The organism is Streptomyces sp. NPDC051576, from assembly GCF_040681835.1.
GTDB lineage: Bacteria > Actinomycetota > Actinomycetes > Streptomycetales > Streptomycetaceae > Streptomyces.
In genome coordinates this window covers 51,812-65,349 of record NZ_JBFAZO010000020.1, presented here as the reverse complement: position 1 = coordinate 65,349, position 13,538 = coordinate 51,812, and the positions used below count along the sequence as shown (strand labels likewise).

Annotated in this window: 13 protein-coding genes and 1 riboswitch; of the genes, 3 read left to right on the top strand and 10 right to left on the bottom strand. The window is 70.7% G+C overall.

Features of this window, described 5'->3' with window-relative positions; translation table 11 throughout:
- The first annotated feature begins 211 nt into the window (after positions 1–211).
- Positions 212–832 carry a hypothetical protein gene (locus AB0M63_RS43495; protein ID WP_355918534.1) on the top strand — a complete coding sequence of 207 codons (621 nt, stop codon included), beginning with the start codon at positions 212–214 and terminating at the stop codon, positions 830–832.
- A 434-nt stretch (positions 833–1,266) separates the two neighbouring features.
- A complete protein-coding gene (locus AB0M63_RS43490; RefSeq protein WP_355918537.1) occupies positions 1,267–3,135 on the top strand; it encodes an AAA family ATPase in 1,869 nt (622 codons plus the stop codon).
- Between the two features lie 32 nt (positions 3,136–3,167).
- On the opposite strand, the gene AB0M63_RS43485 is transcribed toward AB0M63_RS43490, so the two are convergent.
- The 10 genes from AB0M63_RS43485 to AB0M63_RS43440 all read right to left on the bottom strand — a co-directional run bounded on the left by AB0M63_RS43485 (position 3,168) and on the right by AB0M63_RS43440 (position 12,143).
- On the bottom strand, positions 3,168–4,256 hold the full coding sequence (locus AB0M63_RS43485) for a hemolysin family protein (RefSeq protein ID WP_355918540.1): 1,089 nt from the start codon (positions 4,254–4,256) through the stop codon (positions 3,168–3,170).
- Complete coding sequence (locus AB0M63_RS43480) at positions 4,253–5,587, bottom strand: hemolysin family protein (RefSeq protein ID WP_355918543.1); 1,335 nt, start codon at positions 5,585–5,587, stop codon at positions 4,253–4,255. The genes AB0M63_RS43485 and AB0M63_RS43480 overlap by 4 nt, the downstream gene beginning before the upstream one ends.
- Before the next feature lie 175 nt (positions 5,588–5,762).
- Positions 5,763–6,206, bottom strand: a complete 444-nt coding sequence (locus AB0M63_RS43475; protein ID WP_355918546.1) for a PH domain-containing protein — start codon at positions 6,204–6,206, stop codon at positions 5,763–5,765.
- A 26-nt stretch (positions 6,207–6,232) separates the two neighbouring features.
- Positions 6,233–7,099 (bottom strand): ATP phosphoribosyltransferase, encoded by an 867-nt coding sequence (gene hisG / locus AB0M63_RS43470; RefSeq protein WP_355918549.1) that lies wholly within the window; start codon positions 7,097–7,099, stop codon positions 6,233–6,235.
- A 44-nt stretch (positions 7,100–7,143) separates the two neighbouring features.
- A complete protein-coding gene (locus AB0M63_RS43465; RefSeq protein WP_018534786.1) occupies positions 7,144–7,416 on the bottom strand; it encodes a phosphoribosyl-ATP diphosphatase in 273 nt (90 codons plus the stop codon).
- Positions 7,417–7,450: 34 nt separating this feature from the next.
- A complete protein-coding gene (ribH, locus tag AB0M63_RS43460) occupies positions 7,451–7,936 on the bottom strand; it encodes a 6,7-dimethyl-8-ribityllumazine synthase (RefSeq protein WP_355918553.1) in 486 nt (161 codons plus the stop codon).
- A gap of 30 nt (positions 7,937–7,966) precedes the next feature.
- On the bottom strand, positions 7,967–9,256 hold the full coding sequence (locus AB0M63_RS43455) for a bifunctional 3,4-dihydroxy-2-butanone-4-phosphate synthase/GTP cyclohydrolase II (RefSeq protein ID WP_366023277.1): 1,290 nt from the start codon (positions 9,254–9,256) through the stop codon (positions 7,967–7,969).
- Positions 9,253–9,897 (bottom strand): nicotinamide mononucleotide transporter family protein, encoded by a 645-nt coding sequence (locus AB0M63_RS43450; protein WP_355918558.1) that lies wholly within the window; start codon positions 9,895–9,897, stop codon positions 9,253–9,255. The genes AB0M63_RS43455 and AB0M63_RS43450 overlap by 4 nt, the downstream gene beginning before the upstream one ends.
- Positions 9,894–10,496: a riboflavin synthase gene (locus AB0M63_RS43445; RefSeq protein WP_366023276.1), complete on the bottom strand. Its 603-nt coding sequence runs from the start codon at positions 10,494–10,496 to the stop codon at positions 9,894–9,896. The genes AB0M63_RS43450 and AB0M63_RS43445 overlap by 4 nt, the downstream gene beginning before the upstream one ends.
- A gap of 150 nt (positions 10,497–10,646) precedes the next feature.
- Positions 10,647–10,777: riboswitch (FMN riboswitch) on the bottom strand.
- A 193-nt stretch (positions 10,778–10,970) separates the two neighbouring features.
- The gene (locus AB0M63_RS43440) at positions 10,971–12,143 is read right to left on the bottom strand and encodes an ROK family transcriptional regulator (protein WP_366023275.1); all 1,173 of its coding nucleotides are present in this window, start codon (positions 12,141–12,143) and stop codon (positions 10,971–10,973) included.
- 131 nt (positions 12,144–12,274) lie between these two features.
- Between AB0M63_RS43440 and AB0M63_RS43435 the strand changes: the two genes are divergently transcribed.
- On the top strand, positions 12,275–13,486 hold the full coding sequence (locus AB0M63_RS43435) for an MFS transporter (protein ID WP_355918566.1): 1,212 nt from the start codon (positions 12,275–12,277) through the stop codon (positions 13,484–13,486).
- Positions 13,487–13,538 lie beyond the last annotated feature (52 nt).

Sequence of the window (13,538 nt, the reverse complement as noted above, 5' to 3'; positions counted from 1 at the left end):
AAGACCCCCGGGTGTTCCGAGTCGGGACAGATCCAATGGACGGCTGTGCGCCAACTATGGACGCAGAGAGCGTGCCCCTGCCAGCACTTCGGGCCATGCCACGCCCACCAATATTGGTATCGACCACTGGCATGACCTGGGACGGGAAACCGCGCTCCCTAGAATGTCCCGGCGACCTGCGGCACCAGCCCACGACCTCCCGGGAACAGCCATGCACGACCTGGCACACCGTCTGAGCCATCTGCCACCGTCCTGTGGACCGGTCCGGCTCGTCGGTGTCGACGGGCACGCGGGGTCCGGGAAGTCCACGTTCGCCGAGCGGTTGTCCACGGCGCTGGGCGGGGCCCCCGTCCTGCACCTGGACGATCTCGCCACCCACGACGAGTTGTTCGGCTGGACCGACCGGCTGCTGGACCAGGTGATCGCCCCCTTCGGCCGCGGCGAGAGCGCGCACTACGCCGCCTACGACTGGCACACCCGCCGCTTCGGACCGCCCCGCGCGCTGCCGCCCGCGCCCGTGGTCCTGATCGAGGGCGTCGGCGCCGGGCGCCGGGAGGTGCGCCCGTTCCTCGCCGGGCTGCTGTGGATGGAGTTGCCCCGGGAGGAGGCCTGGGCACGGGGGCGACTGCGGGACGGGGCGGAGCAGCGGGACTTCTGGGACGGCTGGGTCGAGGCGGAGCGCGAACACTTCGCCAAAGACCCTTCGCGACCCCACGCGGACCTCCTGGTACGGCAGTTGAGCAAGGGGTACGAGGTGCTCGCGGGGCCCGCTGTGACGATTGGACCGGACCACGGCGTCACCCACGGTGACGGACCGCCCGCAGTGTGCTGAACTTGTGAAGACCGTCCTGTGTGAAGTTGCCTGAGTGCCCCAACTCGGCTTGACCCAGGGGCCGTACAGGTCTTACGTTCTGAATGTGCGGCCGTTCGAAGCCGCCCAGAGTCGCGAAGCCCCCGGTTGTTCCCCCGTGATCGGGGGCTTCGTTCTGCTCTCAGCCCCCTTTTCCGGCCGTCACGAGCCGTGATTCGCTCACCCTGGGTCACCGTCCTGAGTGCGCCCCATCTGCTCCCACCTCGTCAAACGGCCTTGCCCGCACCCTTCGGTGGGCGACTGCCCCGCAGGTACGATGCCCTGGGTGCGACCATCGGACGGCTGCTTCGCGCACCACGGCAACTCCCGTCCGCGGCACAGCGGTTCGACCCAGACTGCCGACGGGCGCCGGCCCGGCGGCGAATCAACGGGGGCACGGTTTGTGGGGGGACGTGATGGACTTCGGCACGCAGGGCTCCGAGGCCCCGGCCGACCTCGCGTGGCTGCGAGGCGTGGACGCCTACACGATGGGCGCTTATCCGCAGGCGGAGGAGGAGTTCCGCACCGCGGTCCGCATGGATCCCGGGATGGCCGACGGCTGGCTCGGACTGCACGCGCTGCGGGTCGACACCACGACCGCACTGCTGCGGATGTACCGGCACCGCGAGCGCTTCGGGGAACAGCGCACCAGACACCGCCGGACGCTCAACTCCTGGTACTGGCTGGGCTGGTGGGTCCAGCCCGTGCTGGAGAGCCCGCGTGATCTGCTGCTCGCGCACGCCTCGCACTGGCTGGACGGCCGCCATGTCCCGGAACTGGACCGGGCGTTGGCCGGACTTCCGCCCGTCGACACCGACCACCAGGTGCGCTTCCTGCACGCCTGCCGCGCCTATCTGGTCAAGGACTGGGAGCAGTTGGTCCGGCACACGGACCCGCTGATCAACGACCAACTCCTGGGCATCGAGGCCGGGTTGTTCGGCGGGATGGCCCGGGTCCGGCTGGAGATGTACGGCCAGGCCGAGCCGCTGCTCTCCGCCGCGCTGATGCGCTGCCGCAGCGAACAGCCGCAGCGCAAGGAGCTGCGGTACTGGCTGGCGCGGGCCCACGAGGGCACCGGCCGCAGCGCCGCCGCGCTCCCCCTGTACCGGGCCGTGCACCGGGTCGATCCCGCGTTCATGGACACCTCGGCGCGGCTCGCCGCGATCACCGACTCCGACGGGTACGACGGCGCCGAGGACGTCAGCGACCTCGCGGCGATCAGGCTCTCCGGCGGGCAGGACGCGCTGGAGGGTCCCGACGGGCTCGATCCGCTGTTCGGCGCCGAGGGGCGTGACCTCAAGCTGTCGGATCCCGGTCTGCCGCCGACCGGTCCGCTGCCCTCCGCGGCCGACTCCGTGCGCGAGAAGACCTCGGTGCCAGTACCGCCGCTGCCCACCGGTCCCACCGACCCCGTCCTGCTGGAGGAGGCGCTCAACGAGCTGGAGCGCATGGTGGGGCTGGAGCCGGTCAAGCGCCAAGTCAAGGCGCTGTCCGCCCAGTTGAACATGGCGCGGTTGCGCGCCGGGCAGGGCCTGCCGGTCCAGCCGCCGAAACGGCACTTCGTCTTCTCCGGCCCCTCGGGCACCGGCAAGACCACCGTGGCCCGCATCCTCGGCCGGGTCTTCTACGCCCTCGGACTGCTCGGCGGCGACCACCTCGTCGAGGCCCAGCGGGCGGACCTGGTCGGCGAGTACCTCGGCCAGACGGCCGTGAAGGCCAACGAGTTGATCGACTCCGCGATCGGCGGCGTCCTCTTCGTCGACGAGGCCTACTCGCTCTCCAACTCCGGTTACGGCAAGGGCGACGCGTACGGCGACGAGGCCTTACAGGTGCTGCTGAAGCGGGCCGAGGACAACCGCGACCACCTGGTGGTGATCCTGGCCGGCTACCCCGAGGGCATGGACCGGCTGCTGGCCGCGAACCCCGGGCTGTCCTCCCGCTTCACGACCCGTGTCGACTTCCCCTCGTACCGTCCCCTCGAACTCACCTCCATCGGCGAGGTGTTGGCCGCGGAGAACGGTGACGTGTGGGACGAGGAGGCGCTCGACGAGCTGCGCTCCATCGCCGGGCACGTGGTGGACCAGGGGTGGATCGACGAGCTGGGCAACGGACGGTTCCTGCGGACCCTGTACGAGAAGAGCTGCGCGTACCGGGATCTGCGGTTGTCGGTGTACCCCGGGATGCTGTCGCGGGACGATCTCTCCACGCTGCGGCTGCCGGATCTGATGCAGGCGTACGGCGAGGTGCTGTCGGGGCGGGGGCCGCAGGATCCGTCGCCGATGTGACGACAGGACCCCGGGCCCCGCACCCCGGTCGCTCAGCTCGCCAGCGCCTCCTTCTGGGCGCCGCTCGCGCGCGGTTCCGAGACCCTGACGTCGTCCGGGGTGTCCCGGTGCGCCGGGTCGGTGACCTCGCCGACCAGGAGTTCCAGCACGTCCTCCAGGGCGACCAGGCCCAGCACCTTGCCGGACGCGTCGGCCACCTGGGCCAGGTGCGTGGCGGCGCGGCGCATCACCGTCAGGGCGTCGTCCAGGGGGAGTTCGGACCGCAGGGTCGTCATGGGACGCCAGATCTGCTGCGGCACCGCCCGCTGGGACTCCTCCAGGTCGAGGACGTCCTTCACATGCAGATAGCCCATGAAGGCGCCGGTCTCCGCCGCGATCGGGAAGCGGGAGTAGCCGGTGCGGGCGGTGAGCGCGACGATCTCGCCCGGGGTGACCGAGGGGCTGACCGTCACCAGGTCCTCCCGGCGCAAGAGCACGTCGGTGACCGGGCGGGACCCCAACTCCAGTGCGTCCTCCAGGCGTTCCTGCTCCTCGGGGTCGAGGAGACCGGCCTGACCGGAGTCCTCCACCAGGCGGTTGAGCTGTTCGCTGGTGAAGACCGCCTCGACCTCGTCCTTGGGCTCGACATGGAAGAGCCGCAGGATGCCCTGGGCGACGGCGCCGAGGGCCACGGTGATCGGCCGGCACACCCGGGCGAAGGCGACCAGGCCGGGGCTCAGCCACAGGGCGGCCTTCTCCGGCGCGGCCATCGCGAGGTTCTTCGGGACCATCTCGCCGATGACCAGGTGGAAGAAGACCACGGCGGCCAGTGCGAGGACGTATCCGAGGGGGTGGATCATTCCCTCGGGCAGGTGCATCCACTCGAAGACCGGCTCCAGCACATGGGCGACCGTCGGCTCGGCGACCGCGCCCAGGGTCAACGAGCAGACGGTGATGCCGAATTGGGCCGCGGCCATCATCTGGGGCAGCCGCTCCAGGCCGTAGAGGACCTGGCGGGCGCGGGTGGTGCCGAGGGGTTCGATCTGGCTGCGGCGGACGGAGACGAGGGCGAACTCGGCGCCGACGAAGAAGCCGTTGGCGAGCACCAGCAGGGCGGCGAACAGGAGTTGGAGGACGGTCATCGGGCCGCCTCCATGATGTTCACCACGGGAGCCGTGCGTACGAGGCGGACCCGCTCGGCGCGGTAGTGCCCGACCTGGCGCACCGACAGCCGCCAGCCGGGGAGTTCGGCCTTGTCGCCGGGGGCCGGGATCCGGCCGAGCAGGTCGGCGACCAGTCCGGCGACGGTCTCGTACGGTCCTTCGGGCACGTCGAGGCCTATGCGCTGGAGGATGTCGACGCGGCAACTGCCGTCGGCGTCCCAGGCGGGTTTTCCGTCCTCGGGCGGGACGGCGGCGAGTTCGGGGAGGTCCTGGCCGTCGTGCTCGTCGCGGACCTCGCCGACGAGTTCCTCGACGATGTCCTCCAGGGTGACCACACCGGCCGTACCGCCGTACTCGTCGACGACGACGGCGATCGGCTGCTCGCTGCGCAGCCGGGCCAGCAGCGGCTGGACGGGCAGGGTCTCGGGGACCAGTACCGGGGACTTGGCGATGCTGGTGACCACGGTGTGCAGCCGGTCGGGCGCGGGCACGGCCAGCGCGTCCTTGAGGTGGACCATGCCGACGATCTCGTCGATCTTCTCCCGGTAGACGGGGAAGCGGGACAGACCGGTGGCGCGGGTCAGGTTGACCACGTCCTCGGCGGTCGCCGACGACTGGAGCGCGCTGACCTTCACGCGCGGGGTCATCACGTGCTGCGCGGTCAGCTCGCCCAGCGACAGCGTCCGTACGAAGAGGTCGGCGGTGTCCTGCTCCAGGGCGCCGGCCTGGGCCGAGTGCCGGGCGAGGGAGACGAGTTCGCCGGGGGTGCGGGCGGAGGCCAGCTCCTCGGCGGGCTCTACACCCAAGGCGCGGACGAGCCGGTTGGCGACCGCGTTGAGCGCGGCGATCACCGGGCGGAACAGCCGGGCGAAGGTGTGCTGCGGAGCGGCGACGAAGCGCGCGACCTGCAGGGGCCGCGACACCGCCCAGTTCTTGGGCACGAGTTCGCCGATCACCATCTGCACGGCGGAGGCGAGCAGCATGCCGACGACCACGGCGACACCGGAGACGGCGCCCTCGGGGATGCCGATCGCGCCGAACGGGCCGTGCAGCAGCTCCGCCAGGGCCGGTTCGGCGAGCATGCCGACGACCAGGGAGGTGATGGTGATGCCGAGCTGGGTGCCGGAGAGCTGGAAGGACAGCTCCTTGAGCGACTCGACGACCGTGGCGGCCCGTCGGTCGCCCTCGGCGGCGGCCTTCTCGGCCTCGGGACGCTCCACGGTGACGAGCCCGAACTCGGCCGCGACGAAGAAGCCGTTGGCCAGAATCAGCAGGATCGCCGCTCCGAGGAGCAGCAAGGGGATGGTCATGCCGCCGCCTCGGTATGTCGGGAGGGGGCGGCGCAGGTACTACAGGACGATCCGTCCATCGCTGGAGGGAGTCACTCCTCGGGTCGCAGGGTGCCTCTGAACACAGGGGAAGCATCGGTGGCGGAGGCGGGAACGAAAAACGCCACCGACAACAGATTAATCAAGACATGGCGGTCTACGGCAGATCCCTCGTGGACCGGTCCTCGACGAGCGCCCGCAGAGTGCGCGCGTCGGCGATGGCCCGCTCCTTGGCGATGCCGGGCTGGATGCCCAGGACCGGCAGGCTGGTGCCGTCGCTGAGGTCGATGAACACCCAGGGGTCGCCGTGGCGCAGGTTCACCTGGAGGATCTCGGCCCACGCCAGACGGCGCCGGCTGACGATGTTGACGACGGTGACACCGGTCTCGTCGGCGACGACCTTCACCCGGGCGAGCAGGGCCAGTACGGCGAAGAGGAGGGCGCCGGTGAAGACGAAGCTGAGCTTCTCCCCCGGGGTGAGCTGCTCCAGGAGCATCGCGACGGTCGTGATGACGACGAAGATCGCGATGCCCGCGGTGAGCAGCACGGCTCGGGTGCGGCCCGGCCGGAACGTGACCGGCAGGGCGGGGAGTTCGGACATGATCGGTGTGGTCCTCGGCGTGTTCCTCAGAGACGGCAGGCGTGGATGGCCGTCGTCAGGATGGCCCGGGCGCCGATGTCGTACAGGTCGTCCATGATCCGCTGCGCCTCCTTGGCGGGGACCATCGCGCGGACGGCGACCCAGCCTTCGTTGTGCAGCGGGGAGACGGTCGGGGACTCCAGGCCGGGGGTGAGCGCGACGGCCTTCTCCAACTGCTCGACCCGGCAGTCGTAGTCCATCATCACGTATGTCCGGGCGACCAGGACGCCCTGGAGGCGGCGCAGGAACTGCTGGACCTTGGGCTCGGCGCTGTCGGCACTGTCGGCGGTCTCGGCTCCCGAGCGCCGGATGACGATCGCCTCGGACTTCATGATCGGGTCGCCGAAGACCTCCAGGCCCGCGTTGCGCAGGCTGGTGCCGGTCTCGACGACGTCCGCGATGACCTCGGCGACGCCGAGTTCGATGGCGGTCTCGACGGCGCCGTCCAGGTGGACCACGGAAGCGTCGACGCCGCCCGCCGCGAGGTGCGCGGCGACGATCCCCTCGTAGGAGGTGGCGACCGTCTTGCCCTTGAGGTCCTGCATGCCGGTCGCGGTGCCGGGCTTGGCGGCGAAGCGGAAGGTGGAGCGGGCGAAGCCCAGCGGCAGGATCTCCTCGGCGTGCGCCCCGGAGTCGATGAGCAGGTCGCGGCCGGTGATGCCGATGTCGAGGCGGCCTGAGGAGACATAGATCGCGATGTCGCGGGGGCGGAGGTAGAAGAACTCCACCTCGTTGACCGGGTCGACGATCCGCAGTTCCTTGGACTCCCGACGCTGCTGGTAGCCGGCCTCATGCAGCATGTCCGCCGCAGGTCCTGACAGGGAACCCTTGTTCGGGACGGCGATGCGCAGCATGAGGTCGGCTTCCTTTTCGTGGGATGTGCGGGTGGGGGTGTGGCTCAGAGGTGGGCGTAGACGTCGTCCAGCGAGATGCCGCGGGCGACCATCATCACCTGGACGTGGTAGAGCAGCTGCGAGATCTCCTCGGCAGCCGCCTCCTTGCCCTCGTACTCCGCGGCCATCCAGACCTCGGCGGCCTCTTCTACGACCTTCTTGCCGATGGCATGGACGCCCTTGCCGACCAGCTCTGCGGTGCGGGAAGTGGCGGGGTCGCCGGTGGCGGCCTTCTGCTGGAGCTCGGTGAACAGCTCCTCGAACGTCTTATTGGACATGGTGCTGCCCACCCTATTGCAAACAATCGTGGGCTTAACGCCACGGTTCAGATACTGAGCGGAGGGTGGCCGCCGTCGCGACCGCCGCCGTCACCGCCTCGTGCCCCTTGTCCTCGTTCGAGCCCGCGAGGCCGGCCCGGTCCAGGGCCTGCTCCTCGGTGTCGCAGGTCAGTACACCCATGCCGACGGGGACGCCGGTCTCCACCGAGACCTGGGTGAGGCCCTGGACCACTCCCTGGCACACGTACTCGAAGTGCGGGGTGCCGCCCCGGATGACGACGCCGAGGGCGACGATCGCGTCGTAGCCCCGGCCCGCCAACACCTTTGCCACGACCGGGAGTTCCCAACTGCCGGGGACCCGGAGCAGGGTCGGCTCGTCGATCCCGAGGTCGTGCAGGGCGCGCAGGGCGCCGTCCACCAGACCGTCCATCACCTTTTCGTGCCACTGCGCCGCGATGACGGCGACCCGCAGGTCTCCGACGCCTCGTACGGACAGTTCCGGTGCGCCCTTGCCGCTCACGTACGTCTCTCCTCGTCGCTCTCTTGCTGGTTACTGGTTGCCGCAGGTGGACACGGGGGCCGCGTCCAGCCAGGGCAGGTCGTGTCCCATCCGGTCCCGCTTGGTGCGCAGGTAGGTGAGGTTGTGCTCGCCCGCGGTCACGGGCATCGGCTCCCGGCCGGTGACCTTGAGGCCGTGCCGGACGAGCGCGTCGGTCTTGTCGGGGTTGTTGGTCATCAGGCGCAGGCTGCGCACGCCCAAGTCCTCCAGGATCTGCGCGCCGGCGCCGTAGTCCCGGGCGTCGGCGGGCAGGCCGAGTTCGAGGTTGGCGTCGAGGGTGTCCCGGCCGCGCTCCTGGAGTTCGTACGCCCGGAGCTTGGAGAGCAGGCCGATGCCGCGCCCCTCGTGGCCGCGCAGGTAGACGACGACGCCCCTGCCCTCCTCCTGGATGCGCTCCAGGGAGGCCTCCAGCTGGGGGCCGCAGTCGCAGCGCAGGGAGTGGAAGACGTCGCCGGTGAGGCATTCGGAGTGGACGCGGACCAGGACGTCCTCGCCGTCGCCGATGTCGCCGTGGACGAGGGCGACGTGCTCGACGCCGTCGACGGTGGAGCGGTAGCCATACGCCGTGAACTGGCCGTGGCGGGTGGGGAGTCGGACCTCGGCCTCGCGGCGGACAGTGGGTTCGGCGGTCTGCCGGTAGGCGATCAGGTCCTCGATGGAGATGATCGTCAGGCCGTGCTTGCGGGCGAACGGAATCAGTTCGGGGAGGCGGAGCATCCGGCCGTCCTCGCCCGCGATCTCGACGATCGCGCCGGCCGGGCGCAGGCCCGCGAGGCGGGCGAGGTCGACGGCTGCCTCGGTGTGGCCGTTGCGGACCAGCACTCCGCCGGAGCGGGCGCGCAGCGGGAAGATGTGGCCGGGGCGGACCAGGTCGTCGGCCTCGACGGTGCCGCTGGCGAGGAGCCGTAGCGTGGTCGCGCGGTCGGAGGCCGAGATTCCGGTGGTCACACCGTGCACGGCGGACGCGTCCACGGAGACGGTGAACGCGGTCTTCATGGACTCGGTGTTGTCCTCGACCATCTGCGGGAGCCGGAGCCGGTCCAGCTCCTCGCCCTCCATGGGGGCGCAGATGAGGCCGCGGCACTCGCTCATCATGAAGGCGACGATCTCGGGGGTGGCCTTCTCGGCGGCGATGACGAGGTCGCCCTCGTTCTCGCGGTCCTCGTCGTCGACGACCACGACCGGGCGGCCGGCCGCGATGTCGGCGATGGCCTGCTCGACCGGGTCGAGCGAGAAGTCCTCGAAACCGTCGGTGCTGTACAGGATCGGTGCCGCTGTCATGCCGGCGCTCCTTCCATGACGGGCTGCGGGGCCTTGCGGGAGCGCAGCCACCAGTCGCGCATGCCCCACAGGACGAGCGCGCCGTAGATGACGTAGACGAAGCCGGAGAACGCGAAGCCGTTGGCGAAGTTGAGGGGGACGCCGACCAGGTCGACGAGGAGCCAGGCGAACCAGAACTCGACCATCCCGCGGGCCTGGGCGTACATGGCGACGACGGTGCCGACGAATATGTAGGCGTCGGGCCAGGGGTCCCAGGAGAGCGACGGGTACGCCTTGAAGAGGGCGGCGACCGCGACCGTGCCCACGGCGGCGGCGCCGACCAGGACGGCGCGCTCGCGCCAGGTGGCGAAGCGGGGGGTGATGTGGCCGTCGGCGGAGCCGCCCTGGCCGCGGTTCCACTGCCACCAGCCGTAGACCGCGACGACCATGACGACGACCTGCTTGCCGGCGCTGCCGGAGAGGTGGGCGGTGGCGAAGGCGGCGAACAGGATCACGCCGGAGACGAACTGGGTGGGCCAGCTCCAGATGGAGCGGCGCCAGCCCAGGGCGAGGGCGATGAGACCGACGACGTTGCCGATCATGTCCGACCACTTGATGTGCTGGCCGAACATGACGAACGCCTCGGAGTTGAGCCAGTTCACTTGTCCGCCCCCCGCGCGCCCATGAGCCGCTCGACGTACTTGGCGATGACGTCGACTTCGAGGTTGACCGGGTCGCCGGGCTGCTTGAGACCGAGGGTGGTCAGACCGAGGGTGGTGGGGATGAGGCTGACGGTGAAGAAGTCGGGGCCGGCGTCGACGACGGTGAGGCTGATGCCGTCGACGGTGATGGAGCCCTTCTCGACCACGTAGCGCGTGAGGTCCGCGGGGAGCGAGATCTTGACGATCTCCCAGTTCTCGGACGGCTTGCGCTCCAACACCGCGCCAGTGCCATCGACATGGCCCTGCACGATGTGGCCGCCGAGGCGGGCGCCGAGGGCCATGGGACGTTCGAGGTTGACGCGGGAGCCGACGGCGAGGACGCCGAGGCTGGAGCGGTTCAGGGTCTCGGCCATGACGTCGGCGGTGAACTCGTCACCCTCGTGCTCGACGACGGTGAGACAGACGCCGTTCACGGCGATGGAGTCGCCGTGCTTCGCGCCCTCGGTGACGATGGGTCCGCGGAGCCGAAAGCGGGAGGCGTCGTCGAGACTCTCGACGGCGGTGACCTCACCCAGCTCTTCGACGATTCCGGTGAACACTTCCCGGGTCCTCCTGCCACATCGGGGCACGGACTCCGGGGCCTGTCGAGGACGACAGAATGAAACGAACGGAAGCACCGGGAACGACGCCGGAAAGAACCCGTCCACACAGGACGAGCCGATACGGCGGCGCGCACGAATGCCCGCCCGCCGCGCACTGCCTCCCATCCGGACTTTAACCGTCGGTCCAGGAATTTCACCTGGTCAACCGGCCGCTGGAAGCGGACGGGTCGCGGACTGTAACCGCCGGTTCGGACTTTCACCGACCCCGGAGTGCGCTGCTTCTGGTACACGGCAAGTGTGCCACGCCCGGCAAGGGTCCATCCAGGTGAACGGTGTGGGCTGGCTCACAGAGAGTGCCCATGGACTTCTCAACCGGCCCTCACCTGCTGGATCATTTGGTCTAGTCCTTTTCGGATCTCCCTGAACCGGTCCGGCGGTGGTGACGACGGCCCTTGCCCACCGCCGGGCCCCTCAGCCGAACAGTTCGTCCTGCGCCCCGTCCTGCGCGGTGAGCAGCGCGCCGCGCAGCACGGCGGCGCCGCCGAGGACGCTGGGGCGCACCTCCGCGGGCAGGGGTGACATACGCCCGATCCGTTCGGCGACCCGCACGGCGAGTTCGTCGCCGCCGGCCTGCCCGATCTCGCCGCCGAGGACCACGCATCCGGGGTCCAGCAGCGCCACGACGGAGGCGACACCGAGGGCGACGCGGTCGGCGAGGGCATCCAGGAAGCGGGTGGCGGCGGTACGTCCCGGGTCGGCCACCTCGGTCACCGCCCACCGCACCACCTCCGCCGCGCCCCCGACGCCCAACACCCCGTGTTCCCGGGCCAGTTCGAGTACCGCACCGGCCCCCGCCAGCGAGTGGAAACCTCCCTCGCAGTCCGTCGCCGAGGGAAGCCCCCTGGTGCCCGGCACCGGAAGGAAGCCCAACTCGCCCGCGCCTCCCGACGCCCCTCGGCGCAACGCCCCGTCCAGGACGATCGCGGCGCCGATGCCCATGCCCAGCCAGACGAGGACGAAGGTGTCACGGTCGCGGGCCGCGCCGTCGCGCTGTTCCGCGAGGGCCGCGAGGTTGGTCTCGTTCTCCACGACGACGCGGGCGTCGGGGAGCCGTTCCTGGAGGGCGGCCACCAGGCGGCGGTGCCACGCGGGCAGGCCCGTGGTGTCGCGGAGTTCGCCGGTGGTCGGGGCGATGAGACCGGGGGCGCCGATGCCGACCGTGTGCAGATGCTCAGCGCCCGCCTCCTTCGCGGCCCGCTCGACCAGCGCCACGGCCTGCTCGACGGCCGGACCGGTGCCCGAGTCGCCGTCGATCGGCACGGACGCCTCCGCGAGCACCCGGCCGACCAGATCGGAGACGAGGACGGAGACGCCCTCCGTGCGGACATCCAGCGCGGCGAGGTGGGCGCGGTCGGCGACGAGACCGTACAACCGGGCGTTCGGGCCGCGCCGTTGCTCCCCGGACTCGCCGACCATCTCGATCAGTCCGGAGGCGGTGAGGCGTTCGACGAGGTCGGCGACGGTGGGCCGGGACAGTCCGGTGAGCTGCTTCAACTGCCCTGCGGTCAGCGGGCCTTCGTGCTGGAGCAGCCGCAGGGCGAGCCGGTCGTTGATGGCCCGGGCGGTGCTCGGGGATGCGGGCATGCCGGGAATCCTCCCAGATCGAGGGGGTGCGGCGGGCGGCCGGTAATTCTCTATCTATCAGGCAGGGTTCCTGATAGTTTACGCGACGCGAGTGGGGACGGGGACGTGAAGAGCACTGGAGGGGCCGGACGATGAGCGATGTGGTCTACGACCGACACGAGGTGAAGCGCGCCCGCTATGCCGTGGCCGCCGTCTTCGCCGTGCACGGCGCGGTGACCGGCTCGTTCGCGACCCGGGTGCCGTGGATCCAGGACCATGCGCAGGTCGCCGCGGGCTGGCTCGGATTCGCGCTCGCGTTCGGGGCGTTCGGCGCGTCCTGCTCGATGCCGCTGGCCGGCTGGATCACCCACCGCTTCGGCAGCCGTACGGCGCTGCGCGGGCTGATCTCGCTGTGGACGATGTCCCTGGTCCTGCCGGCCCTCGCGCCGAACCTGGTCACCCTGTGCCTGGCGATGTTCGCGTACGGCGCGAGCGCGGGGATGGCCGATGTCGCCATGAACGCGCTCGGTGTCGAGGTCGAGCGTCTGCTCGACAAGTCGATCATGTCTGGTCTGCACGGCATGTGGAGCGCGGGCGCCCTGATCGGTTCGGCGGGCGGCACCCTGGCCGCGCACCTCGACTCGGACGCGCGCGTGCACCATCTCATCGCGGCCCTGATCCTCACCCTGCTCGGGGTGACCGCCTGCCACTGGGTGCTCGACATCCATCCGGGCGTGGAGGAGGAGGCGCCGCCGCGGTTCACACTGCCGCCGCGGTCGGCGCTGCTCATCGGCACAGTGGGCTTCTGCGCGGTGTTCGCGGAGGGGGCGAGCCTGGACTGGTCGGCGGTGTTCCTGCGGGACCAGTTGGACACGTCGGCCGGGCTCGCGGCGGCCTCGACGACCGGGTTCATGCTGACGATGGCGGTGGCCCGGCTGGTCGGCGACGCGGTGGTGAACCGCTTCGGCTCGGTGCGCACGGTCCGCGCGGGCGGTGTCCTCGCCGTGTTCGGCGGACTGCTGATCGTCCTCGCGGACAGTCCGGTGCTGGCGATGACCGGCTTCGGGCTGCTCGGTCTGGGCATCGCCGTCGTCGTACCCCTGTGCTTCGCCGCCGCCGGCCGCAGCGGGCCGAACCCCAGCCAGGCCATCGCGGGCGTGGCGACGATCACCTACACCTCGGGGCTGATCGCGCCGAGCCTGATCGGCGGGGTGGCGCAGGCGACCAGCCTGGTGGTGTCGTTCTGCCTGGTGACGGCGCTGGCCGGCGGCCTCGCGGTCTTCGCGGGCGTGCTGCGCACCGGGGACCGGGACCGCCCGAAGGTCACCGCGCCGGGCGCGGCGGTGCCGGACCGACAGCTCTGAACGGCTCGGTCCGGGGCGCGTACCGAGCCGGTCCGACCAGAGACGGACGGCG